The sequence below is a fragment of the Mesorhizobium sp. W016 genome (assembly GCF_054719485.1).
In genome coordinates this window covers 4,621,608-4,646,479 of record NZ_JBTTIF010000002.1, presented here as the reverse complement: position 1 = coordinate 4,646,479, position 24,872 = coordinate 4,621,608, and the positions used below count along the sequence as shown (strand labels likewise).

The window sequence follows — 24,872 nt, the reverse complement described above, 5'->3', positions numbered from 1 at the left end:
CTTACACGATCTCACGCTCCCTGTCGCCTTTTCAGGTCCGCATCTTCTCGCCGCTGGGGTCGAAGGGCGCCTCGACATTGATACGCGCCGGACGCCGGTGGCCGAGGATCTCGATCTCGAACAGTCCGGCACTTTCGTCCTCGGCGAGTGCCGCCGGCACATAGCCCTGCGCCATCGATTTCTGCACATAGTGCGCGTAACCGCCCGAGGTGACCCAGCCGACCACGCGCCAGTCGCCGTCGACGATGCCGCGCACGGCGGAAGCGCCTTCGGCAGCCTTCGAGCCACGCACTTCCTTGCCCGCCATGTCGAAGCGCGGCGCGCCATAGCCATGCGGCTTTTCCACCGTGCCATAGTCCTTGCCGACCTTGGCCCAGATCGGCTCGTCGCCCATGACATCGGCGTCGGCCGCATCGATGATGAAGGAGACACGGCGCAGTTTCGGTCCTTCCGCCTGTTCCTTGGCGGCGGCCTCGCGGCCGATGAAGTCGTTCTTCTCCAGCTTGATGAAGCGGTCCATCCCGCCTTCGAACGGGCCGTAGATCGGCCGCAGCTCGCGGTACCAGGTCGGGAAGTTCTTCTCCAGGCGCATGGAGAGCAAAGCGCGCATGCCGAAATCGACGAGGCCGAACTCCTCGCCGGCGTCCTTGATGGCCTTGTAGACCAGACGCTCATAGGCCGGCGCCATCCAGATTTCATAGCCGAGATCACCGGTATAGGTGATGCGGTTGACCATGCAGGGCGCGCCCCCGACCGCCATTTCGCGGAAATCCATGAAGCGAAACGCCTTGGTCGAGATGTCGACATCGACCAGCTTCTGCAAGAGATCGCGCGATTTCGGCCCGGCGATCGACAGGCCGACGAGCGTCTGATCGAAGCGGTGGATGCGCACCGAACCATCCTTCGGCAGGTGCTTTTCGAACCAGCGCATGTGGTACTTCTGCGCGGCGGACGAACCCCAGATCATAAATCTGTCTTCGCCTGCCTTGGCGATGGTGAAGTCGCCGATCAGCTTGCCGAACTCGTTGATCATCGGCGTCAGCACGATGCGGCCGATCTTCGGCATGCGGTTGGTCATCAGCCGGTTGAGGAAATCCTCAGCCGCAGGTCCCGACACTTCGTATTTGGCGAAGTTGGCGATTTCGGTGACGCCGACGCGTTCGCGCGTGGCGCGCACTTCCTCGCCGATAGGACCGAAATCGTTTGAGCGGTGGAAGGAGACGACGTCCTTCGGCTCCTTGCCCTTCGGCGCGAACCACAGCGGGGTCTCCAGGCCCCAGCTATCGCCCATGACGGCGTTGTTGGCGAGCATCGTGTCATAGAGCGGGGTGGTTTGTGCAGGGCGCGCAGCCGGCAGCTCTTCATTGGGGAAGCGGATGGAGAAGCGGCGCGAATAGTTTTCGCGCACCTTTGCGTTGGTGTAGCGCAGGCCGGCCCACTCGCCGAAGCGGGCGACATCCATGCCCCAGACGTCGAAGCCGGGATCGCCATGCACCATCCAGTTGGACAGCGCGAGGCCGACGCCGCCGCCCTGGCTGAAGCCGGCCATGACGGCGCAGGCGCACCAGAAATTGGTCAGGCCCTGCACCGGCCCGACCAGCGGATTTCCGTCGAGCGCGAAGGTGAAGGGGCCGTTGATGATCTGCTTGATGCCGGCTTTCTCGATGCCGGGGAAATGCTTGAAGCCGATCTCCAGCGACGGCGCGATGCGGTCGAGGTCGGGCGGCAGCAGTTCATGGCCGAAATCCCACGGCGTGTTGACCGGCGACCATGGCTTGCAGGCCTTTTCATAGGTGCCGAGCAGGATGCCGTTGCGCTCTTGTCGGGTGTAGATCTCGCCCTTGAAGTCAAGCACGCCGATCATCTCGCGGCCGGTCGATTTGTTGAACTCTTCGACCTCGGGCATCGGCTCGGTGAGCAGGTACATGTGCTCCATGGCCAGCACCGGCAGTTCGACGCCGACCATGCGGCCGATCTCGCGCGCCCACAGGCCGCCGCAGTTGACGACATGCTCGGCGTGGACGGTGCCCTGTTCGGTGACGACGTTCCAGGTGCCGTCAACTTCCTGCGTCAAGTCGACGACGCGGTTGCGCAGCACGATCTCGGCGCCCAGCTTCTTGGCCGCCTTGGAGTAGGCGATCGTCGTGCCGGAGGGATCGAGATGGCCTTCGACCGGATCCCACATGGCGCCGACGAAATTGGTCTCGTCCATCAGCGGGAACATCGCCTTGGCTTCGGAGGGCGTGATCAGCTCGGTGTCCATGCCGAGATAGCGGCCCTTGGCGTGGGCCAGGCGCAGAAAATCCATGCGCTCGGGCGTATCGGCCATCATCACGCCGCCGGTCAGATGCAGCGAGCAGGACTGGCCGGAGATTTCCTCGATCTCCTTGTAGAGCTGCACCGTATAGGCCTGCAGTTTGGCGACGTTGGGATCGCCGTTCAGCGTGTGGAAGCCGCCGGCTGCGTGCCAGGACGAGCCGGAGGTGAGCTCGGACCGCTCGATCAGCATGATGTCGGTCCAGCCGGCCTTGGCCAGATGGTAGAGCACCGAGCAGCCAACGACGCCGCCGCCAATGACAACCGCTTTTACATGAGATTTCATGAGAGATAGGTCCGTTTTTTAAGAGATTGAATCGAATGGGCGGGGGTGAAAACAAAGCGGAGATCGGCCGCAGCGACGTTCTCGGCCAACCTGCCATCAAGCGCGGCAAGGATGGTTTCGCAGACGGAAGTGCGATGGTTCAGGACGTCATGGTTCCAAACACGCAGGATCGAATAGCCTTGCGCGCGCATGAAATCGTCACGGCGACAGTCATAGGAGCTGTCGGCGTGTTGATGGCCGTCGATTTCCACGACAAGCCATTTTTCGCGGCAGGCGAAGTCTGCAAAGTATGGTCGGATAGAGAACTGTCGCGTGAATTTGTAGCCGCCAAGTTTGCGGGCTTTCAACTCAAGCCAAAGCAGAGCTTCGGCCTGATTGTCACCTTGTCTAAGTTTTCTGGCTCGCAGGGTAGTGCCATTCTTGCGGCGACTGCGGGTTTGACCAGCGCCTTCCCCCACTCCGTCGCCGCTTCCCGGCGCCACCTCTCCCCCCTCCGGAGGGAGAGGAAGGGAGCCAGCCCGCATAACTTCGCGCCTTTCCTCTCCCCCGTCGATCGGGGGAGAGGTGTCGAGCGCAGCTCGACGGAGTGGGGGTCGACTGTTCATCAGATCCATACGAATGATCAGTTCATCAACAACATTGATCAAAAATCGGTCGGCGCGCCGCCTTCGGACGTGCGCTTTTCGACGAAGTCGTTGAGCTCTTCGCGGATCGCCGGGTCCATATAAGGTTCCTCGTAGGATGCCAGCCGCTCCTTCCAGACCTTGTTGGCCTTTTCCAGCGCGGTCGGCGATCCGGCTTCGGCCCAGGTCTCGAAATTGCGCCAGTCGGAGAGGATGGGCGAGTAGAAGGCTGTCTTGTAGCGGTCCTGCGTGTGCTGGGTGCCGAAGAAATGGCCGCCGGGGCCGACCGACTGGATGGCGTCGAAGCCGAGCGCTTCGTCGGACAGGTCGAGCGGGGTGAGGAACTCGGCCACCATCTGCAACAGGTCGATGTCCAGCATGGTCTTCTCGTAGGAACAGCGCAGGCCGCCTTCGAGCCAGCCGGCGCCGTGCATCATCAGATTGCCGCCGCCCTGGATGGCGCCCCACAGCGAGAACACACTTTCATAGGCTGCCTGCGCGTCGACGGTGTTGGCGGCGCAGGTATTGGAGGTGCGGTAGGGGATCTTGTAACGGCGGGCAAGCTGGCCGCCGACAAGCTGCGCCTTCATATATTCAGGCGTGCCGAAGGCCGGCGAGCCCGACTTCATGTCGACATTCGAGGTGAAGCCGCCATAGCCAACCGGCGCGCCCTTTCTCACCATCTGGGCAAAGGCGATGCCGGACAGCGCCTCGGCATTTTGCTGCACCAGCGCACCGGCGATGGTCACCGGCGCCATCGCGCCGGACAGGGTGAAGGGCGTGATGACGACGACCTGACCCTTGCTCGACATCTGGATGATGCCTTCCATCATCGGCACATCCAGTTTCAGCGGCGAATTGGTGTTGATGATGGTGAAGACGGACGGCTCTTCGAGCATCTGCTCATGGCTGATGCCGCGGGCGATCCTGGCGATCTCGATGCCGTCGACATTGCGCTCCTTGCCGAGCGAATAGATGTGGAACACCTTGTCGGTCAGCGTGGCGAGGTCGCGGATGCATTCGAGGTGGCGCACGGAAGGATGGATGTCGGTCGGCTCGACCGGATAACCGCCGGTGCAGTTCAGGATGTTGTGCATCTGCGCCAGGCGCAGGAAGTTGCGGTAGTCCTGCTGGTTGCCCGGACGGCGGCCGCGATCGAGATCGGAGCAGTTCGGTGCCGACGCCATCATCGACAGGATCACATTGTTGCCGCCGAAGCGCACATTGTGCGCCGGGTTGCGGGCATGGAGCGTGAATTCCGACGGGCAGTTGGAGATGAGATCGAGGATCATGTCGCTGTCGAAGCGCACGCGCTCGCTGCCCTCGCGGACATCAGCGCCATTTTCCTTCATGATGCGGCGCGCTTCGTCATGCAGCACGTCGACGCCTATTTCCCTCAAGACGCGCAGCGAGGCGAGGTGGATCGATTCCAGCTCGTCGTCCGAGATCAGCTTGGTCGGCGTCAGCGGATTTCTCAGTTGTCGAAAAGCCGGCTGTTCGAAGGCGGCCGAGCCGCCGGCGCGCTTGCCCGCACGGCCACCGCGACGGGCACGGTCGGCTGCCAAAGGCGGTTCGGCTGGATGCAGGGCGGCGGTCATGATGGTCCTCGTACGATGCTGGTAGCGGGCGGCATAATGGACCGGCGGCTGTCCGGCCATTGCGGAGGCGGCGACCACTAGGACGAGGGAAGCGACATGCCCGAACGGCAGTCCGATAGCTGACAACCTTGCCGGGGATTGGCGGACAGGACGCGCCCACTGCGGCTCTTGGCGCAAGGGGATTTCAGGCGCGGCCCTTCCTTTCCCTAAATCGAACCGCTAGCTCAATGGTTTGCCGCTGGATCGGGCCGGCAATTCATGTGGAAGGCATCATGGCTGCGACCGGTTCGAGCGATGGCGAAGCGGGGACGCAATGGGCGGCGCTTGCCGGCGTAACTGCCGCCCTCGCGATGTTCGGTGCGGCGCAAGGGCTGAGCTCGCCGCTGTTTACGCTGCTGATGCAGAAGCAAGGCATGTCGCCGGCGCTGATCGGCTTGTCGGCAGCGATGATGCCGCTTGGCCTGATCCTTTCGGCCTCGTTCGTGCCGGCAGCCGTTCGGCTGGTCGGCGCGCGCAACCTGGCTGTGGGTTGCTCATTGATTGGGGCGCTGTGCTTCCTCGGCATCGGCTACCTGCAGGACTGGGTGGGCTGGTTCGTCATCCGCTTCATCATCGGTATCGTCATCAACCCGCTCTATATACTGGGCGAAGTATGGGCGCTGTCGCTGGCGCCGCCGTCGCGCCGCGGCAGGGTGATGGGGGCATTCAACACCGTGCTGGGCGCTGGCTATGCTGCGGGGCCTTTGGTCCTGACCGCGGTTGGGATATCGGGCTGGGTTCCTTTCCTGGTCGGCATGGCCGGCTTCATCCTGTGCGCCGCGATCCTTCGTGCTGTTTCGTCAAGCCTCGCCGGCTTCGAGGATGACGGCCAATTGCCCGGCGGCTTTTTCGGTTTCGCCAGGCTGGCGCCGGCGCTGTTGTTTGCCGTGCTGGTTTCGGCGGCGGTCCAGCAGGGCACCTACGCTTTGATGCCGGTCTTCGGTGCCGCCTATGGCCTGCCCGAAAGGACGCTGGCGGCCCTGGTGATGGCACTGTCGCTGGGAAACATCTTCCTGCAAATCCCGCTCGGCCTGCTGGCCGAGCGTTTCGGCGGGCGGGCGATGATCATCTTCTGTGCGTTGGCGACAACGACCTGCGCGGTTTTGCTGCCGTTGCTGATCACGACGCCGGCGATCTGGCTCGTCCTTCTCGTCATGGGCGCTGTCGGCTACGGCGTCTACACCATGGCGCTGGTGGAACTCGGCAGCCGCTTCAGGGGAACCGTGCTGGTCGCCGGCAACGCCGCCTTCGCATTGATGTGGGGCGCCGGCGGCATTGTCGGCCCGCCTGGCGCCGGTGCCTTGATGCAGATCATCGGTCCGCTCGGTCTGCCGGTGGTGATCGCCGGACTCGACGCGCTGCTGGTGAGCTTCGCGCTCTATCGATCGTTCAAGCGCCAAAACTCCTGACGGCCCAAAAACTCCTGACAGGCCCAAACTCATGACAGGCCTTGTCTGGAGCAAACGGTTTTTCGCGGGGCGGGGCTTACCCGCGTCGGACAGAAAAGCTAGTCCTGAACCTGGTTTAGGTGCCAATGATGAACCTGGCGGAAGCTGACAACGAGAAGATGCAGTGGGCGGCGATCAGCGGCGTGATCGCGACCGTCTCGGTGTTCGCCATCGCGCAAGGCCTGTCCTATCCGCTGCTGAGCTTCATCCTGCAACGCCAAGGCGTTTCGCCGGCCATCATCGGGCTCTCGGCGGCAATGACGCCGATCGGCTTCATTGTCTCGTCGCCGCTGATCCCGGCACTGGCGCGCCGGTTCGGGGCAGGGCGCACCGCGCTTACCTGCGCGGCGCTTTCGGCTATTGTGCTTGCGCTGATCGGCTGGACGCAGAATGTCTATCTGTGGTTTCCTCTGCGCTTCTTGATCGGGGTGGTGACCAATCCGCTCTTTGTCTTGAGCGAAATCTGGGTCATTGCACTGGCGCCGCCATCGCGCCGCGGTCGCGTCATGGGTGTCTATTCAACCATCATCTCGGCCGGCTTCGCTGCCGGGCCGCTCTGCCTGCTCGCTGTCGGCACCGTGGGATGGCCGCCATTCCTGGTGGGGATCGCCGCCTTCATCTTCTGCGGCGCCTGCCTGGCGCTGGTGCTGCCGCGACTGCCGAAGGTCGACGAAGCCGGGCACAGGGTTTCGGTCATGGGCTTCGTGCCACTGGCATGGCTACTGCTGTCGGCGGTGGTCGTTGCCGCCGGTTTCGAACAGGGCGTGCTGGCGCTGCTGCCGGTCTACGGCACGCACTATGGCATCGCGGAAGCGCGCATGTCGGCGCTGCTGTCGGTGATGATCGCCGGCAACATCGCCATGCAGGTGCCGCTCGGCTTGCTGGCGGAACGGCTGACGGCGCGGCTGGTGCGATTCATCTGCGTCGTGGTGACGGTGCTGGGCTGCGCCCTGTTGCCGCTGCTCATCGAGACGCCGCTGATCTGGCCTTGCGTCTTTATCTGGGGCGCGGTCTCCTATGGCATCTACACCATGTCGATCATCGAGCTCGGCGACCGCTTTACCGGCTCGGCGCTGGTCGCCGGCAATGCCGCCTTCTCCCTGATGTGGGGCGTCGGCGGCATCGTGGTGCCGCCGCTGGCGGGTGGCGTCATGGATGTGATCGGCGCCTCCGGCCTGCCGATCACGCTGGGCACGATTTGTCTGGCACTGGCTGTGGCCACGGTCCTGCGCCGGCGGATGGTTTGAGGCCGCATTCCCCCGATGACCTGACGTACCATCTTGAATAAAACCGCTTGCAACGCGATGTAGGCAGGGCTGCCCGCCACTAGCCTGGAGACCATGCGTGACCCAATCGACGACAAAACGCCAGACGGATGCTACCGTGGAGGACAAGTTCCTCTGGTTGGAGGACCGGACCAGCAAGGAATCGCTCGACTGGGTGCATCGCCAGAACGAGATCACCGTGGCCGAACTACAGGGCGATCCGTCCTACCAGGCGGCCTTCGAGACGGCGCTCGACCTGATGACGGCCGAAGACAACATCGCTGTGGGCGCCGCGCTCAACGGCCAAGTCTATAATTTCTGGCAGGACAAGACCAATGTGCTCGGCCTCTGGCGCCGCACGACGGTCGCCTCCTACAAGACCGAAAAGCCCGTGTGGGAGACGATCATCGACTTCGACGTGCTGTCGGCCAAGGAGGGGGTGAAGTGGGTGTTCAGCGGCGCCAGCCGCCTTTACCCCGATTTCAACCTTTGCCTGGTGGCGATGTCGCCGGATGGCGGCGATGCCAGCGAGATGCGCGAATTCGACATCGAGACCAAATCCTTCATCGAGGGCGGCTTCCGCGCTCCCGCCTCGAAATCCGGCTTTTCCTGGCTGGACAAGGACACGGTCATTGTCTCGGCTGCCTTCAATGAAGACGACAAGACCCAGTCCGGTTATCCGCGCGTCGTCAAGCTGTGGAAGCGCGGCACCCGGTTGGAGGAGGCGACGCCGATCTTCGAGGCCGAGAAGCAGGATCTCGCGGCCGGCGCGGGGGTCGAGCATGATGGCGACAGGCAGTATTTGTTTCTGGCCCGCACGATCGCCTTCTTCTCCTCGCACAGTTTTCTGCGCCTGCCGTCGGGCGAAAACCGGCGCATCCCGCTGCCGGACGATGTCACCGACACCGCGCTGTTCAAGGGCCGGTTCGTGTTCGGGGTGCGCAGCCCATGGACGGCGCCGGGCGGCACTGAGTGCTTGCCGGACGCCCTCTATTCCTTCGATTTCGAACACTGGATCGACACCGGCGACCTGGGCCCTGTTGAAACCATGCTCGCGCCAGCGCACCGTGTTTCGGTCGCCGGCATTGCCCGCACTCAGGACCGGCTGTTCATCAATCTGATGGACAATGTGCGCGGCAAGGTCGTTATCGCCGAGCGCAGCGGCGACCGATGGTCGCTGAAGCCGGTGGCGCTGCCCGAGAACGGCAATGTCGGCATCGCGCATGCCGAGCATTTCGGTTCCAGCGTCTCCTTCTCCTTCACCGATTTCCTGACGCCGAGTTCGATCATCTGGTCGGACGATGACGGGGTGACGCTGGCCACCGTGAAATCGCAGCCGGCGCGGTTCGACGCCGCGCCGCTGGTCTCCGAACAGTTCGAGGCGCGCTCGAAGGACGGCACCATGATCCCGTATTTCGTCGTCAGGCGGCGCGACCAGAAGGGTCCGGTACCGACGCTTCTCTATGGTTATGGCGGCTTCGAAATACCGCTGCTGCCCGGCTATGCCGGCGTGCGCGGCAGGCTGTGGCTGGAGAAGGGCAATGCCTATGTGCAGGCCTGCATCCGCGGTGGCGATGAGTTTGGGCCGGCCTGGCACCAGGCGGCGCTGAAGGGCAATCGCCAGACTGCCTTCGACGATTTCGCCGCGGTGGCGCAGGACGTCGTCAGGCGCGGCATCGCCACGGCTGCTTCCCTCGGCATCCAGGGCGGCTCGAATGGCGGCCTGCTTACCGGCGTTTCCCTGACGCAGCATCCCGAACTGTTCGGCGCCGTCATCATCGAGGTGCCGCTGCTCGACATGCTGCGCTACACCGAACTGCCGCCAGGCGCCTCGTGGATCGGCGAATATGGCGATCCGGCAAAACCGGAAGAAGCCAAGTGGCTCGCCGCCTATTCGCCGTACCATCATGTCTCGGCCGATGCCGTCTATCCCCCGGTGCTGCTCACGACATCAACCGCCGACGACCGCGTCCATCCCGGCCATGCCCGCAAGATGGCGGCGAAGCTGCAGGAAGCAGGTCACGGCAAGACGTTGTTCTTCGAGGAGACGGAAGGCGGCCATGGCGGGCGCGGCGACCGCCGGCCGCAAGCGGCGCAAACCGCCATGAAATACGTGTTCCTGCAAAGGGTATTGAGCGGCACCGCTTGAATTCCGGGCCTCGGGCGGCATAGACTGCCGCCATGGTCTACATGAGCACATCCGGCGCCTTCGGGGTCGCGGTGACACCGTCGCCGCGCACGCTGCGCGCCGAACTGCTCAGGCTGTGCGCCCGCATCGGCTATTCGCCGCCCGCCGTCCTCTGACGAAGTCGCCCCGGCAGCTTGCCGGTTTGATTCCAGAGGAAAGAGCAAACCCATGACTTACCAGAACTATTCGCTGAAGCAGCTTCAGCAGATTGACGCCGCGCATCATCTGCATCCCTTCACCGACCACAGGGAATTGCGCGAGACCGGCTCGCGCATCATCACCCACGCCAACGGCCCGTTCATCTACGATGCCGACGGCACCGAAATACTCGACGGCATGGCCGGGCTGTGGTGCGTCAATGTCGGCTATGGCCGCGACGAGCTGGCCGACGCCGCTTACGCGCAGATGAAGGAATTGCCCTACTATAATTCCTTCTTCAAATGCTCGACGCCGACGCCCGTGCTGCTGTCGAAGAAGCTGGCCGAGCTGGCGCCCAAGGGCATCAGCCAGGTTTTCTACGGCTCCTCCGGCTCGGAGGCCAACGACACGGCGCTGCGGCTCGTGCGCCACTATTGGGTGCTGGAAGGCAAACCGGAGAAGAACCGCATCATCTCGCGCAAGTCGGCCTATCACGGCTCGACCGTCGCCGGCACGTCGCTCGGCGGCATGGATTTGATGCACAAGCAACTCGGCGGGGCGGTTCCCAACATCGTCCATGTGATGATGCCCTATGCCTATGAGTTGGGGCTGCCCGGCGAAAGCGACCATGATTTCGGCCTGCGCGCCGCCAAGGCGGTCGAGGATGCCATTCTGGAGGCCGGCGCCGACAAGGTCGCGGCCTTCATCGGCGAGCCGGTGATGGGGGCGGGCGGGGTGAAGATACCGCCGATGAGCTACTGGCCGGAAGTGCAGCGAATCTGCCGCAAATACGATGTGCTTTTGATGCTGGACGAGGTCATCACCGGCTATGGCCGCACCGGCGAATGGTTTGCGGCGCAGACCTTCGGCGTCGAAGCCGACACCATCACCACGGCTAAGGCACTGACCTCTGGCTATCAGCCGCTGTCGGCGCTGCTGGTCGGCGACCGTATCGCGGCGACGCTGGTCGAAAAGGGCGGCGAATTCTACCACGGCTATACCTATTCGGGTCACCCGGTGGCCTGCGCGGTGGCGCTGAAGAATCTCGAGATCATGGAGCGAGAAGGCCTGGTCGACAGGGTCAGGAACGACACTGGACCTTACTTCGCCCAGGCGCTGCAGGAGCGCATTGCCGGCCACGAACTGGTCGGCGAGGTGCGATCGATCGGGCTGATGGGCGCGGTCGAGATCGTCAAGGACAAGGCGACCAAGGAGCGCTTCCTGCCGGCGAGCAGTGCCGCCGTCACCGTCCGCGACCACGCCATCGCGCAAGGCCTGATGCTGCGCGCCACCGGCGACACGATGATCCTGTCGCCGCCGCTGATCTGGACCCGCGCGACGATCGACATGGCTTGCGATCGCATCGCCAAAGCGCTGGATCTGGCGCAAGCGGATTTGCGCAAGAAGTAGATGGAACGACAGCCGGACGCCTTGCAATCAGGGCGCCCGGACTGTGCGCCTGCTTATCGTCAGGGTCGAAGGGGTCAGCGCACCGATCGTGCTGGTCATGAAGACCATCAGGCAATTCCGAACGCTGCAATCGGAATATAATTCAGATCGAACAGTATAGGACTGCAAAACGCAAAAACCGCGCTCCATCGGAACGCGGCTTTGCCAGATACGCATGGCATTTCGCCAACAATACACTTGCGAAACTTACGGGCTCCGGTACGCGAGACCTGATCCGGAGCGCCGGGCGGATGCGATATGTCCGCCTCGCCATCCGTTATATAGGCACATCGTTACCGCCGGGTTATCGAGAGCTTAAGCAAATCTAAATTTGCAATTTTTCCGCGCAATAAAAATCGAGAAAAGCGCTGCCAAATTCGAAACTTATAGAGAACTGCCGCGAAGGAAATTTATGATGCCGGAAAAATCCGATCCGCCATTTCCCTGGGCGTTGAACAGCGCATAAAGCTGGGCCGCTTCGGCCCCCATTGGCGTCACCGCGCCGGCGCTTTGGGCCGCCTCCTGCGCCAGTTTCAGGTCCTTCAGCATGAGTGCCGCGGCAAAGCCCGGTTTGTAGTCGCGGTTGGCGGGTGAGGCCGGCACGGGACCCGGCACCGGGCAATAGGTGGTCAGCGACCAGCACTGGCCCGACGAAGTCGAGGCAACGTCGAACAGGGCCTGATGCGAGAGGCCGAGCTTTTCGGCCAGCACGAAGGCCTCTGCGACGCCGATCATCGAAATGCCGAGCATCATGTTGTTGCAGATTTTGGCTGCCTGACCGGCGCCGTCGTCACCGCAATGGACGATGCGGCCTGCCATCGGCTTCAGGACCGGTTCGGCCTTGGCGAAGGCATCCTTGGCGCCGCCGGCCATGAAGGTCAGCGTTCCCGCAGCAGCACCGCCGGTGCCGCCGGAGACGGGGGCGTCGATCGAATGCAGCCCGTGCTTCCTTGCTACGGCATGCGCCTTGCGGGCCGACTCGACATCGATGGTCGAGGAATCAATGAACAGGGCGCCTGGTTTGGCCTTGGGTGCGATGTCCTCGTAGACCGAGAGCACGTGCTTGCCGGCGGGAAGCATGGTGATCACGACATCGGCGTCCTTCACCGCCGCCACGGCATTCGCCATGACAATGACGCCATGCTCGCGGGCGACGGTGAGGTTTTCCGGCATCAGGTCAAAGCCGTGCACCGCGTGCCCCGCCTTGACGAGATTGGCAGCCATCGGATTGCCCATATTACCCAAGCCGATGAAGGCGATCGTCGTCATTGTTCTCTCCTGGTCTTGCTGGCTTCAGCGGCCAATCAACGCCCGCGCGATGATGACGCGCATGATCTCGTTGGTGCCTTCGAGGATCTGGTGGACGCGCAGGTCGCGCACCAGTTTTTCGATACCGTAATCATGAAGATAGCCGTAACCGCCATGCAGCTGCAGCGCCTCGTTGGCGACGTTGAAGCCGATGTCGGTGACGAAGCGCTTGGCCATGGCCGACCATTTGCCGGCGTCCGGCGCCTTGCGGTCTAGCTTCGAGGCGGCAGCATAGAGGAAAATGCGCGCTGCCTGCAATTCGGTCTCCATGTCGGCCAACCTGAACTGCAGCGCCTGGAACTGGTTGATCTTCGAGCCGAAAGCCTTGCGCTCGGCGGTATAGGACAGCGCCTTGTCGAGCGCAGATTGCGCGCCGCCGAGCGAACAGGCAGCGATATTGAGGCGGCCGCCGTCAAGGCCGGCCATGGCGATGCCGAAACCTGCGCCTTCCCCCGACAGCAGGTTTGCAGCCGGCACCTTGCAGTCCTCGAAGATCACCTGGCGGGTCGACTGCATGTGCCAGCCCATCTTGTGCTCGTTGGCGCCGAAGGAGAGGCCGGGCGCATCCTTCGGCACGACGAAGGTGGAAATGCCCTTCGGCCCGTCGGCGCCGGTGCGCGCCATGACGACATAGAGGTCGCTGTCGCCGGCCCCGGAGATGAACTGCTTGGCGCCGTTAAGCACATAGTCGTTGCCGTTCTTCACCGCGCGCGTCTTCAGCGCCGCGGCATCCGAGCCTGAACCCGGCTCGGTCAGGCAGTAGCTCGCCAGCCATTCCATCGAGGTCAGCTTCGGCAGGAAGCGTTGGCGCTGCTCGTCGTCGCCGAAGCGGTCGATCATCGACGCCGCCATATTGTGGATCGAGATGAAGGAGGAAAACGCCGGATCGGCGTGCGACAGTGCCTCGAAGATCAGCACGGCGTCGAGCCGGCCGAGCGCCGAGCCGCCGACATCGTCCCTGACATAGATGCCGCCGAGGCCGAGCGGGCCGGTCTCGCGGATTACATCGGCAGGAAAGTGTCTTGCCCGGTCCCATTCGAGCGCATTGGGCGCAACGCGATCGGCGGCGAAGGCCTGTGCCATCTCCTGGATGGCGCGCTGTTCCTCGTTGAGCTCGAACTGGCTGGTGCTCGCATCGACCGCGGCGTCCATGGCGTGCTCCCTGTGTTCCCCAGCTGGGGTTGGCTTGCTGGCCTGTTGTTTTTGGCTTTGCGCGCCGCTCAATCTAGACCAATGATGCCGCCGCGCAACCCGGCTCGCCGCGCAGCCGCTGTGCATGAATGGATCAAGGGAGCATTGCGTGCCGACATATTTCGACGAATTGCTCGACCGCTTCCATGCCTATCTCCGGGGCGTGGACAACGCGCTGGTGCGGGACGCCGTGACCCGGATCGGCTGGAATATGACGGCGCGCGTGCTCGAAGCGCATCCGCTGCCTTGCCTTGGTCTGCTCGACCGCATTGTCGAACTGGCGCCGCCGGACCCGCAGCCTCTGGTGCAACTGCTGGCGGAGCGTCGTGACGATCTGTGCTGGGGGCAGACCTACAACGCGAGCGATTTTGGTGAAGCGTTCTTGCAGAAATACGGCTGGCTGGAGGTGTTTGGCACGCGCGGCCATTTCGCCAATGAAGAGGTCGCGGCCGGATTGCTGATCCTGGGGCCCGGCATCACCTATCCCGACCATCATCACATTGCCGAGGAGATCTACATTCCGCTGACCGGCGGCACCGAGTGGCGCATGGGCGAAGGCGGCTTTCACACCCGCCAGGCGGGCGAAATTATCCATCACGCCTCCAATGTCAGCCATGCCATGCGCACCGGCAGCGAAGCGTTGCTGGCGCTCTACATCTGGCGCGGCGGGCCGCTGGCGCAGAAATCGACCGTTTCCGGCGCGCAGGGCAGGGGCTGAGCATGGCCAAGGCGATCATGCTGCAAGGCACGGGTTCGGATGTCGGCAAGACGGTGCTGGTGGCGGGGCTCTGCCGCGCGGCCAGGAATCGCGGGCTGAAAGTCAGGCCGTTCAAGCCGCAGAACATGTCGAACAATGCCGCCGTCGCCGACATTCCGGGCGACGACCGCCCCGGCGGCGGCGAGATTGGCCGTGGGCAATGGCTGCAAGCGCTGGCGTGTGGTGTTCAGCCGACCGTGCATATGAATCCGGTGCTGCTCAAACCCCAGAGCGACATCGGTTCGCAGGTGATCGTGCAGGGCAAGGTGTTCGGCGAGGCGCGAGCGCGCGACTACCAGACAATGAAAGCGGGGCTGATGGACGCCGTGCTGGAGTCCTGGACGAAGGTCGGTGAGGGCGCCGATCTGGTCGTCGTCGAGGGCGCCGGATCGCCGGCCGAAATCAACCTGCGCAGCCGCGACATCGCCAATATGGGCTTTGCCACGCGCGCCGACGTGCCGGTCATCCTGGTCGGCGACATCGACCGCGGTGGCGTCATCGCTTCGGTCGCCGGCACGCATCTGATCCTGCCGGAGGGAGACAGGCGCATGATCGTCGGCTACCTCATCAATAAGTTCCGCGGCGATGTCTCGCTGTTCGACGACGGCATCCGGTCGATCGAAAGCTTCACCGGCTGGCGCTGCTTTGGCGTCGTGCCGTGGCTGAAGGCGGCGGCGCGATTGCCTTCGGAGGATTCGGTCGTGCTCGAACGCCTGGCATCGGGCGAGAAGCGGGCGTTGAAGGTCGCCGTGCCGATGCTTGGCCGCATCGCCAATTTCGACGACCTCGACCCGCTCAAGGCCGAACCGCAGGTCGAAGTGGTGTTTGTGCCGCCGGGGCAGCGCTTGCCGGAGGATGCCGGCCTGGTGGTCATTCCCGGTTCCAAATCGACGATCGGCGATCTCATGAAGTTCCGCGAGAATGGCTGGGATCGCGATCTCCTCGCGCACCGCAAACGCGGCGGCCATATCGTCGGCATTTGCGGCGGCTTCCAGATGCTCGGCCGCCTGGTGCGCGATCCCGATCGCATCGAGGGCAGCGTCACCGAGGCGGAAGGTCTTGGTCTGCTCGACATCGAGACGGTGATGGAGCCGGAAAAGACGGTGCGCAATGTCAGCGCCCGCTCAGTGCCGTTCGGCCTGGCGCTCGAGGGCTACGAAATCCATCTCGGCCGCACCACCGGGCCGGACATGGCGCGGCCGTCGGCTGTGATCAACGGCATCGACGACGGTGCCATTTCCGCCGATGGCAAGGTTTTTGGCACCTATCTGCACGGCCTGTTTTCCGCCGACGCTTTCCGAGCGAGATTCCTGGAAAGCCTCGGCGTGAAAGGCGGCGGCGTCGACTATCGGGCGGAGGTGGAAAACGCTCTGGACGAGATCGCAACCGAACTGGAGCGCCATCTCGATTGCGATGCGATTTTTGGGTTAGCGAGGTAGGGCCGCCCATCGTTTCGTCATCCTCGGGTCTGCGCTTCCGCTTCGTTTCCACTCCGTGGATGTCGAAGTTCGGGCGCTTTCGCCGACCTTCGACGCGGCGCTGAAGGACCAAGGCCGATGGCGAAGGATTCTGCGAAACTGATCACCAGCGGGACGGTGAGCGAGGCGTATTCGACATTGCGAAAATGGCCGGGCGCCGTTTCGCGATAGCCACAAATGTCGGTGACCGCGTTCTGCAGCCGCAGGCCCGGCGCGCGCCGCACCATCTCGAACCGGTCGGCTACCGGGCGGTGCTGTTGATCGTGGCGCTCCGTCTCGCCGGACATGGTCATCCTTCCGCGCGGAAGAGCCTAACGGACCATGCATCCAAAGCAAAAGCGCCCGGCTTTTGACCGGGCGCTTCGAATTGCAGAAGTCTCGGGTGCCTAGGCGCCGCGCATCAGGCAGGCGGCGGCAAGCACAATGTATGCGATGAGGACAATCCACACCGCAGCCAGAGGAATGAACGCAAGAACGCCAAGCGCGGCGAGCACGCCGATGATGGCGATGACTAGGGATATGATGAAAACAAGCTGAGTGGGTGCACTAAGATTCATGTGTGGTCCCTCCAACATGATTCGTACAACGGCATCCTATCAGGCGTGAGGCTTATACACCAATCAGCTGGCGCAATGGGTTCGCCGGGTCGGCCAGCAGCTTCACCGCCAGCGCCAGGCAGATGATCACCAGCAGCGGCTTGATCAGCCGGGCGCCGATGCGGATGGCAAGGCTGGCGCCGAGCCGGGCGCCGAGGAACTGGGCGACGCCCATCATCAGCCCGATCTTCCAGTAGACGACGCCGGCGATGGCAAAGACGATGAAGCCGCCAATGTTGGAGGCGAAATTGAGCAGCTTGGTGTGTGCCGTCGCCTTGAGCACGCCGAAGCCGGCAAGGCTGACGAAGGCCAGCATATAGAAGGAGCCGGCTCCCGGCCCGAACAGCCCGTCATAGAAGCCGACCAAAGGGGCGATGATCAGCCCGAACAGGAAGGGCGACAGGCGCTCGGCGCGGTCGACATCGTTCATGTTGGGTTTCACGGCGAAGTAGATCGCGATGGCGATCAAAAGCAGCGGCAGCAGCGCCCGCAGGAGATCACCTGGCACGAATGCCGCCAGCAAGGCGCCGACGGCACTGCCGGTAAGGGCCAGAAGCGCCGATGGCAGCTGTCGACGCAGATCGACATGGCCATTCCTGGCATAGTGGATGGTCGCCGAAGCGGTGCCGAAAATGCCCTGCAGCTTGTTGGTTCCAAGTGCTGCGACCGGCGGGAATCCGGCAAGCAGCAGGGCCGGGATGGTGATCAGCCCGCCGCCGCCGGCTATCGAATCGACAAAGCCGGCTGCAAAGGCGGCGAAGGCAAGCATGATGACGGTGTGGGTAGCGAGGTCGAGCATCGGGATTTCTGAACATTCCGGCGGGAAAGGTGATGCCGCGCCTTCTCATGGCCATCTGGTTTGCGCAAGGCCGATTCCGCGCTACGTCCATCCAAGCGCGTTGCGCTTGGATTTCCTGTGGTGCATGTCATTATCCCAATACCGCTGGGCAATTTTGGGTCATGTGCACTGGGCGGACTCGGAAAAGGGATACTGTTGGCGATGGCATTGCTCGACCAGATACGCTCGATCTTCGATGGTGACCCCGGCGTGCGCAAGGTTGCCGACGACCCGGTGCTGTCGGCGGAACTCTTGATGCTGTTTCGCATGATCCTGGCCGACGGCTCGGTTTCGGAGAGCGAGATGGTCGCCTTCCGGCGCATCTGCAAGGACGCCTTCGGCATCCCGGAAACCAGCATCGACGCGGTCATCGAATATCTCAATGATTTCGGCTACGAGACCAACGGTTCGCAAGCCATTGCGCTGTTCCGCGATCTCGATGTCGAACGGCGCAAGTTGCTGGCGCTCCACATGGCGGAGATCGCCAAAGCCGATTCCAAACTGGCAGAGAGCGAAGTGCGGCTGTTGCGCCGCACGCTCGATTTGCTCGACATCAGCCCGGTCGATGTGGTGAAGCCGGAGGAGTGAGGCAGACCAGGGGCAACGGCCGCCCGGCCGGGTCCCCGCTGCTTCGCAGCGTCCCAGCGTTCGTGACCTTTCATCGTGCCACTGGCACGATGAATTCGCTGCGCGAACCGGTCACTCACCCCTGTTCCTGCATACGGTGAGCGATCGCCCGATGCAGATCGGGCGCAGCCGCGACCAGCGCCCTGGCCGCCTCCGACTGCGGATGATCGAGCACGTCGCCGGTCTTGCCGCGCTCGACGATCCTGCCGTCATGCATGACCAGCACCTCATCGGTGATGGCGCGGGCGACGGTCAAATCGTGAGTGATGAAGAGATAGGCGATGCCGAGCTTCTGGTTGAGCTCTGCGAACAGATCGAGGATCTGGGCGCGGATCGAGACGTCGAGCGCCGAGACCGGCTCGTCGGCGACGACCAGCTTCGGCCTGGTGATAATGGCGCGGGCGATCGACAGGCGCTGGCGCTGGCCGCCGGAAAACTCATGCGGATATTTGTCCATGTCGCTGACGCCGAGGCCGACCTCGTGCAGCGCATGCGCCACCATCTCGCGCCGCTCGGCCGGTGTCGGCTTCTTTTCCAGTACATGCAGCGGCTCGGCGACCAGTTTCTCGACCTTCTTGCGCGGGTCGAAAGAGCCGTAGGGATCCTGGAACACCACCTGCATGTCGCGCCGCGCGGCTTTGAGCTCCGCCTCGCTTTTGCCGGTGATGGTCTCGCCGCGAAAGCGGATCGTTCCCGATGTCGATTTGTCGAGCGCCAGGATCATGCGGGCAAGCGTTGACTTGCCGCAGCCGGAGCGGCCGACCAGCGCCACCGATTGGCCCGGCGCCAGCGACAAGGACACGTCGTCGACGGCGCGGATTGGAGCCGCTGACTTGAACAGGGAGGTGCGCCGGCCCGGATAGTCCCGTGTCACGCCTTCGACCTCAAGCAGCGGTTTGCCCTGGCCGGTGGCGTGAACCTTGGCGCGCGCGGGCACGTGCATGGAGGCCAGCGCCAGCTGGCGCGTGTAGGGATGCAGCTGTTCCGATAGCGTGCGTGCGGTGTCGCCGGCTTCCATCACCTCGCCATGACGCAGGATGGTGATGCGGTCGGCCATTTCGGTGACGACGGCGAGATCGTGCGAGATCAGAAGCAGGCCCATGCGGTTTTCGCTGACAAGGCCGCGCAAGAGGTCGAGGATCTGCGCCTGCAGCACCACGTCGAGCGCCGTGGTCGGCTCGTCGGCGATGAGCAGCTTGGGTTTCAATGCGCAGGCAATGGCGATGACGACGCGCTGGCGCTGGCCGCCCGACAATTCGTGCGGATAGCGCGACAGCGGGAATTTGGCCTCGGGCAGGCCGACGCGGTCGAGCATTTTGCGCGCGCGGTCTTCGGCGTCGGCACGGCTTGCCCTAGTGTGCCAGCGTATGCCTTCGGCGACCTGCTCGCCGATGGTCTTGACGGGGTTGAGCGCCGTCATCGGCTCCTGGAACACCATGCCGATGTCGTCGCCGCGCAGCGCGCACATCTGGTCCTCGGTTGCGGCCAGAATATCGATGCCGTCGAAGGTCACGCGGCCGGTGGCGCGCGCAGCATGCGGCAGAAGCTGCATGATGGTCAGCGCCGTCATCGATTTGCCCGAGCCGGATTCGCCGACCAGCCCCATCACCTCGCCGGGCGCGACGGAGAGGTCGACCCCTTTCAGGATCGGCGTGTCGCCGATGGCCAGCGACAGGTTCTCCATCTGCAGCAGGCTCATCGCTGCCGCCGCGATTTCGGGTCGAGTATGTCGGCGATGCCGTCGCCGAGCAGATTGAGCCCAAGCACCGTGACGACGATGGCCATGCCGGGGAAGATGGCCATCCAAGGCGCCACCACCATGCGCGTCTGAGCGTCGAACAGCATGCGGCCCCAGCTCGGCATTGGCGGCTGGGCGCCGAGGCCGACATAGGAGAGGCCGGCTTCGGCCAAAATGCCAAGCGCGAACTGGATGGTGCCTTGCACCAGAAGCAGCGTGGCGATGTTGGGCAGCACGTGCTCGGTTGTAATCTGCGCTTTGCTCTTGCCGGCGGCGCGGGCGGCGAGGATGAATTCGCGCGGCCAGATCGCCAGCGCGCCGGCGCGGGCGACGCGCGCAAACACCGGGATGTTGAAGATGCCGATGGCGATGATGGCGTTGATTGCGCCCGGTCCGAAGATGGCGGTGATCATGATCGCCGACAGCAGCGCCGGGAAGGCGAAGACGAGGTCGGTCAGCCGCATCAGCGCCTCGTCGACCAACCCGCCGCGCGCCGCGGCGAAGGCGCCGAGCGGCACGCCGACGCCCATGCCGATGCCGACCGCGACCAGCGCCACGGCAATCGAGTTGCGGGCGCCGACCATGATCATCGACAGGATGTCGCGGCCGAAATGATCGGTGCCGAACCAGTGCGCCGCAGAGGGCGCCAGCGTCTTGTCCGAGATCACCAGTTTGGTCACGTCGTAGGGCGTCCAGACGTAGGAGATGACCGCTATTGCAGCCACCAGCACCGTGATGGCGAAGCCGATGAGGAAGGAGCGGTTGCGGAAGGCCTTGGCCAGAATGCTGCCCAACGTCTCCTGCGGGATGTCGATGTGCAGCGTCATTGCCGGCCTCGAAGGCGCGGATCGACGATGGCGTAGGAGACGTCGACGACGAGGTTGACCGCAATGACGGCGACGACCAGCAGCATGACGATGCTTTCCACCACGATCAGGTCGCGCTGAGTGATCGCCTGGAACACCAGCCGTCCGAGGCCGGGGAGATAAAAGACGTTCTCGATGATGATGGTGCCGGCGAGCAGGAAGGCGAATTGCAGGCCCAGAATGGTCAGAACCGGGATCATCGCGTTGCGCAGCGCGTGCCGCCATAGCACGGCGCGGTAAGGCAGGCCCTTGGCGCGGGCGGTGCGGATATAGTCCTCGTTCAGCACCTCGATCAGCGCCGAGCGGGCAACGCGCGCCAGGATCGCCGCCTGCGGCAGAGCGAGGGCGATGGCCGGCAGCAGCAGCGATTTCAGCGCCGGCCAGGCGCCGGCGCTCCAGCCGGGAAAGCCGCCGGCCGGCACCAGCCGCAGCCAGACGGCAAAGAGGTAGATCAGCATCAGCGCGAACCAGAAGTTCGGGATGGCAACGCCGAGCTGGGCGGCGCCCATGGCGATCGTATCGCCGGCCCGCCCGCGCCGGCTGGCGGAATAGAGCCCGACCGGGATGGCAATGATGGTGGACAGCGCCAGCGCGATCAGCGCCAGCGGCAGGGAAACCGCCATGCGCTCGCGGACAAGGTCGATGACCGGCACTGAATAAGTGTAGGAGCGGCCGAAATCGAGGCTGAGCAGACCGCCGACCCAGTGGAGGTAGCGCAGGAGAAGCGGCGCGTTGAGGCCCATCTGGTTGCGCAGGAGTTCGACCTGCTCGGCGCTGGCGTTGAGGCCAAGCATCAGCCGCGCCGGATCGCCGGGCAGGATTTCTAGCACGGCGAAGACGACCATCGAGGCCAGGATCAAGGTTGCGATGGCGATGGCGAGGCGTTTGAGGAGGTAGGCGGTCATGGTGGAGGGGCGCCCGGTGCGGCTGCGCCTTGAAAGTCGAGTTCCCCCCCACCCCCCTCTGTCCTGCCGGACCCGGCCCTTCGCTGTCGCTTCGGGCGTTCGTTGTTCGGAAAGCCAAGCAGTTGGCTTTCCGTCCGCTGCGCGGACCACTCCTCACCCCCCGCAAGGGGGGAGATCAGCAGGTTCTGTGTCGTCGACCAGCGTTCAACGTTCGCGATAGGCGAAAGCGGAGATGAGAGCCCGATCTCCCCCCTTGCGGGGGAGATGCCCGGCAGGGCAGAGGGGGGTGTGACGGAGCGCAAACGCCGCCCTTTGGCCCGCCGCCTCAATCCGTCCACTTCACCTTGGTCAGATCATTCGCCTGGATCGGCGCATTCTCCCACAGGCCCTGCAGCTTGGCGTCCCAGACGCCGACCTTCGGCAGTTCATAGAGGAAGCCGACCACGGCGTCGTCGGCCAGGATCTTCTGTGCTTCGCCGAGCAGCGTGTTGCGCTTGGCGTCGTCGGAGGTGAGGTTCAGCTCGGCGATGATCTTGTCGAAGGCGGGGTTGTCGTAGTTGAAGTAGTAGTCCTTGCGCGAGTAGATATCGATGTCGTTGGGCTCGGTGTGGGAGACGATGGTCAGGTCGTAATCCTTCTTGGTGAACACCTGGTCCAGCCACTGCGCCCATTCGACCGGAATGATTTCCAGGTCGATGCCGACATCGCGCAGCTGCGAAGCGATGATCTCGCCGCCAAGCCGCGCATAGGAAGGCGGCGGCAGTTTCAGCATCGCCTTGAAGCCGTTCTCCAGGCCGGCCTGCTTCAGCAGTTCCTTGGCCTTGTCGACATTGTGCGGATAGAGGCCGGTGAGGTCGACATAGGCCTTGCTGGCCGGCGACATGTGCGAGCCGATCGGCACGCCGAGGCCGGCCGAGGCGCCGTCGATGATCGCCTTGCGGTCGAGCGCGAAGGCAATTGCCTGCCGCACCTCGAGCTTGTCGAAAGGCGGCTTCTTGTTGTTGATCGCCAGAATGGTCTCGCCCTCGGTCGAGCCGATCACCACCTTGAAGCGCGGATCGTCCTTGACCTGCGCGACGCTGTCGGGATCGAAGAAAGGGAAAGCCTGGATGTCGCCGGAGAGCAGCGCCGGCACGGCGGCGGCGGCGTCGGGAGCGATGCGGAACTCGGCCTTGTCGAGGAACACCGGGGCGCCCCAGTAAGTGTCCGATTTCACCAGCGTGATCGACGAGCCCTTGGCCCAGCTCTGGAATTTGAACGGGCCGGTGCCGATGGGCTTTTCCTTGTTGGTGTCGGCGCTCTCGGGCGCCACAATCACCGCGTCGCCCCAGCCCAGATTGTAGAGGAACGACCCCTGCGGGTTCTTCAGCGTCACCTTGACCGTCGTCGGATCGACGACTTCGACCGTATCGATGGAGGCGAACAGGGCTTTTTGCGCGTTAACCGAATTGTCGGCGCGGGCGCGGTCGAGCGAGAACTTCACGTCGCCGGCGTCGAAATCGCTGCCGTCATGGAATTTGACGCCGGTGTGCAGCTTGAAGGTGTAGACCTTGCCATCGTCGGAAATGGCCCAGCTCTCGGCAAGGTCGGGCAGCACTTCGCCATTCGGACCGATGCGGGTCAGGCCCTCGAAGACGTTGGCGTAGAGCACTTCGTCGATCGCCGCGGCAGCACCGGCGGTCGGATCGAGATGTGGCGGCTCGAGCGTAATGCCGATCACCAGGTCGGTGCGTGCGGCAAATGCCTGACTGCCGGCCAGTGCCAGCACCGCGGCGGCAAGAATGGTTTTCCACAATTTCATCGTGCAACTCCCAAATGCTCGAACCCTGGTGCGATAGAAGCGTGATTTCGAGGTGGAGTAAATTGCGTTTCGTGCTCCGCAGCGGCGCGGGGAGGAATGTTTTTTCAGCGAAGTCGATGGTTCAGTCCGCGGCCGTGCCCCTAAGCAGCACATTCAGCCCGATCGCCATCACCTTGGCCGACTCCACCATATCAGAGATACCGACCCATTCGTCGGGCCGGTGGGCGAGGTCCAAAATGCCCGGGCCATAGGCGATGCAATCATAGATGTGGCCGATGCGGGCGATGTGCTTCTGGTCGTAAGTGCCTGGTGAAATGACATAATCCGGCTCACGGTCGAAGATCGCCATGATGCCTTGCGCCACCGCCTTGACCACCGGCGCGTCGCGCTCGGTCATCAGCGGCAGCACCTCCATCAGGTCGCGAATCTCGTAGTCGAACTTTTTGCGCTCGCGCTTCAGCCGGTCGAGGATATCGGTCACCTCGCTCTTGACCGTGGCAAGGTCCTCCTCGAGCAGGAAGCGGCGGTCGATGGTCAGCCGGCAGGCGTCGGGCACGTTGGGTGAGGGCAGGCCGGGGCGGAAATCCTCGGTCTGGCCGCCATGGATCGAGTTGATGTTCATGGTCGAGCGCTTTGCGCCTTGGGGCACGACAGGCATGCGCGTCACCTTGCGGTCGAGTGCCGGAAACAGTTCATCCTCGAAGGCCTGCAGCACGGCGCCCATGTGGCGCACCGCATTGTCGCCGAGGAACGGCATCGAGCCATGCGCGATCTCGCCCTTGGTCTCGATCTCCGCCCACCAGACGCCGCGATGGCCAAGACAGATGCGGTCCTTGTTCAGCGGCTCCGGGATGATGACGTGGTCGACCTTGGGTTTCGAGAAATAGCCAAGCTTCGCCAGATGGGCGACGCCGCCGAAGCCGCCGGACTCCTCATCGACCGTGCCCGAAATTTCGATGGCGCCGGGAAAGTCGGGGAATACCTCCATGAAGGCTTCCGCCGCGATGATCGAGGCGGCCATGCCCCCTTTCATGTCGCAGGCGCCGCGGCCGTAGACCTTGCCGTCCTTCACCACCCCGGCAAAGGGATCGACGCTCCAGCCTTCGCCGGCTTCGACCACATCGATGTGCGAGTTGAAATGGACACAGGCTCCAGGCGAGCGGCCGTCGAAGCGGGCGACGACATTGACGCGGGGATAGCGGTCGGTGTCGCCGGGCGTGCCTTCGGCGCGGATGAATTCGGTTTCGAAGCCAAGCCTGCCTAGGCGCGCACCGATATATTCGGCGCAGGGGCGATAGGCTTCGCCAGGCGGGTTGATGGTCGGGAAGCGGATCAGGTCGGCGGTCAGTGCGACCAGGTCATCAACACGGGCGTCTATCGCTTTGAAGAGTCGTTTGTTCATTCCCGGATTTGAGCA

The 24,872-nt window shown here is 63.7% G+C and carries 20 protein-coding genes and 1 pseudogene; 8 read left to right on the top strand and 13 right to left on the bottom strand.

Features of this window, described 5'->3' with window-relative positions; translation table 11 throughout:
• Nucleotides 1-31: 31 nt before the first annotated feature.
• From ACYG9V_RS23040 to ACYG9V_RS23030, 3 genes are all read right to left on the bottom strand, one after another.
• Nucleotides 32-2,602: a GcvT family protein gene (locus ACYG9V_RS23040; protein WP_023688129.1), complete on the bottom strand. Its 2,571-nt coding sequence runs from the start codon at nt 2,600-2,602 to the stop codon at nt 32-34.
• Nucleotides 2,599-3,084, bottom strand: a complete 486-nt coding sequence (locus ACYG9V_RS23035) for an endonuclease domain-containing protein (RefSeq protein WP_352763520.1) — start codon at nt 3,082-3,084, stop codon at nt 2,599-2,601. Before ACYG9V_RS23035 ends, ACYG9V_RS23040 begins: the two co-directional genes overlap by 4 nt.
• 161 nt (nt 3,085-3,245) lie before the next feature.
• Nucleotides 3,246-4,823, bottom strand: coding sequence for a trimethylamine methyltransferase family protein (locus tag ACYG9V_RS23030; protein WP_023741571.1), 1,578 nt, complete (start codon nt 4,821-4,823; stop codon nt 3,246-3,248).
• Nucleotides 4,824-5,095: 272 nt separating this feature from the next.
• Between ACYG9V_RS23030 and ACYG9V_RS23025 the strand changes: the two genes are divergently transcribed.
• The 5 genes from ACYG9V_RS23025 to ACYG9V_RS23005 all read left to right on the top strand — a co-directional run bounded on the left by ACYG9V_RS23025 (nt 5,096) and on the right by ACYG9V_RS23005 (nt 11,311).
• Nucleotides 5,096-6,271 (top strand): MFS transporter, encoded by a 1,176-nt coding sequence (locus ACYG9V_RS23025; RefSeq protein WP_023825767.1) that lies wholly within the window; start codon nt 5,096-5,098, stop codon nt 6,269-6,271.
• A 128-nt stretch (nt 6,272-6,399) separates the two neighbouring features.
• Nucleotides 6,400-7,557, top strand: a complete 1,158-nt coding sequence (locus ACYG9V_RS23020) for an MFS transporter (RefSeq protein WP_352763521.1) — start codon at nt 6,400-6,402, stop codon at nt 7,555-7,557.
• 97 nt (nt 7,558-7,654) lie between these two features.
• Entirely contained in the window at nt 7,655-9,724 is a 2,070-nt protein-coding gene (locus tag ACYG9V_RS23015) for a prolyl oligopeptidase family serine peptidase (RefSeq protein ID WP_352763522.1), read from the top strand.
• Nucleotides 9,725-9,756: 32 nt separating this feature from the next.
• Nucleotides 9,757-9,879: a hypothetical protein gene (locus ACYG9V_RS23010; RefSeq protein ID WP_023670422.1), complete on the top strand. Its 123-nt coding sequence runs from the start codon at nt 9,757-9,759 to the stop codon at nt 9,877-9,879.
• A 52-nt stretch (nt 9,880-9,931) separates the two neighbouring features.
• A complete protein-coding gene (locus tag ACYG9V_RS23005) occupies nt 9,932-11,311 on the top strand; it encodes an aspartate aminotransferase family protein (RefSeq protein WP_352763524.1) in 1,380 nt (459 codons plus the stop codon).
• A gap of 423 nt (nt 11,312-11,734) precedes the next feature.
• Here ACYG9V_RS23005 and mmsB read toward each other — a convergent pair whose 3' ends face one another.
• Both mmsB and ACYG9V_RS22995 read right to left on the bottom strand, forming a co-directional pair.
• The gene (mmsB, locus tag ACYG9V_RS23000; RefSeq protein WP_023691030.1) at nt 11,735-12,619 is read right to left on the bottom strand and encodes a 3-hydroxyisobutyrate dehydrogenase; all 885 of its coding nucleotides are present in this window, start codon (nt 12,617-12,619) and stop codon (nt 11,735-11,737) included.
• Between the two features lie 24 nt (nt 12,620-12,643).
• Nucleotides 12,644-13,810, bottom strand: a complete 1,167-nt coding sequence (locus tag ACYG9V_RS22995) for an isobutyryl-CoA dehydrogenase (protein ID WP_027050303.1) — start codon at nt 13,808-13,810, stop codon at nt 12,644-12,646.
• 148 nt (nt 13,811-13,958) lie between these two features.
• On the opposite strand from ACYG9V_RS22995, the gene ACYG9V_RS22990 reads away from it, so the two are divergent.
• Nucleotides 13,959-14,567 carry a dimethylsulfonioproprionate lyase family protein gene (locus ACYG9V_RS22990; RefSeq protein WP_023670427.1) on the top strand — a complete coding sequence of 203 codons (609 nt, stop codon included), beginning with the start codon at nt 13,959-13,961 and terminating at the stop codon, nt 14,565-14,567.
• A gap of 2 nt (nt 14,568-14,569) precedes the next feature.
• Nucleotides 14,570-16,045 carry a cobyric acid synthase gene (locus ACYG9V_RS22985; RefSeq protein WP_286488138.1) on the top strand — a complete coding sequence of 492 codons (1,476 nt, stop codon included), beginning with the start codon at nt 14,570-14,572 and terminating at the stop codon, nt 16,043-16,045.
• Between the two features lie 107 nt (nt 16,046-16,152).
• Here ACYG9V_RS22985 and ACYG9V_RS22980 read toward each other — a convergent pair.
• From ACYG9V_RS22980 to ACYG9V_RS22970, 3 genes and pseudogenes are all read right to left on the bottom strand, one after another.
• A pseudogene (locus ACYG9V_RS22980) lies at nt 16,153-16,371 on the bottom strand (AraC family transcriptional regulator); the annotation flags it as partial.
• Between the two features lie 99 nt (nt 16,372-16,470).
• Nucleotides 16,471-16,641: a hypothetical protein gene (locus ACYG9V_RS22975; RefSeq protein WP_023670429.1), complete on the bottom strand. Its 171-nt coding sequence runs from the start codon at nt 16,639-16,641 to the stop codon at nt 16,471-16,473.
• Nucleotides 16,642-16,693: 52 nt separating this feature from the next.
• On the bottom strand, nt 16,694-17,479 hold the full coding sequence (locus tag ACYG9V_RS22970; RefSeq protein WP_023823063.1) for a TSUP family transporter: 786 nt from the start codon (nt 17,477-17,479) through the stop codon (nt 16,694-16,696).
• 195 nt (nt 17,480-17,674) lie between these two features.
• Between ACYG9V_RS22970 and ACYG9V_RS22965 the strand changes: the two genes are divergently transcribed.
• Complete coding sequence (locus ACYG9V_RS22965; protein WP_023688142.1) at nt 17,675-18,106, top strand: TerB family tellurite resistance protein; 432 nt, start codon at nt 17,675-17,677, stop codon at nt 18,104-18,106.
• A gap of 115 nt (nt 18,107-18,221) precedes the next feature.
• Here ACYG9V_RS22965 and ACYG9V_RS22960 read toward each other — a convergent pair whose 3' ends face one another.
• From ACYG9V_RS22960 to ACYG9V_RS22940, 5 genes are all read right to left on the bottom strand, one after another.
• Nucleotides 18,222-19,844 (bottom strand): ABC transporter ATP-binding protein, encoded by a 1,623-nt coding sequence (locus ACYG9V_RS22960; RefSeq protein ID WP_023829382.1) that lies wholly within the window; start codon nt 19,842-19,844, stop codon nt 18,222-18,224.
• Complete coding sequence (locus ACYG9V_RS22955) at nt 19,841-20,710, bottom strand: ABC transporter permease (protein ID WP_023706066.1); 870 nt, start codon at nt 20,708-20,710, stop codon at nt 19,841-19,843. The genes ACYG9V_RS22960 and ACYG9V_RS22955 overlap by 4 nt, the downstream gene beginning before the upstream one ends.
• Nucleotides 20,707-21,654: an ABC transporter permease gene (locus tag ACYG9V_RS22950; protein ID WP_023710755.1), complete on the bottom strand. Its 948-nt coding sequence runs from the start codon at nt 21,652-21,654 to the stop codon at nt 20,707-20,709. Before ACYG9V_RS22950 ends, ACYG9V_RS22955 begins: the two co-directional genes overlap by 4 nt.
• 325 nt (nt 21,655-21,979) lie before the next feature.
• Nucleotides 21,980-23,455 (bottom strand): ABC transporter substrate-binding protein, encoded by a 1,476-nt coding sequence (locus ACYG9V_RS22945; protein ID WP_352763527.1) that lies wholly within the window; start codon nt 23,453-23,455, stop codon nt 21,980-21,982.
• A gap of 121 nt (nt 23,456-23,576) precedes the next feature.
• A complete protein-coding gene (locus ACYG9V_RS22940) occupies nt 23,577-24,857 on the bottom strand; it encodes an acetylornithine deacetylase/succinyl-diaminopimelate desuccinylase family protein (RefSeq protein WP_023706064.1) in 1,281 nt (426 codons plus the stop codon).
• Nucleotides 24,858-24,872 lie beyond the last annotated feature (15 nt).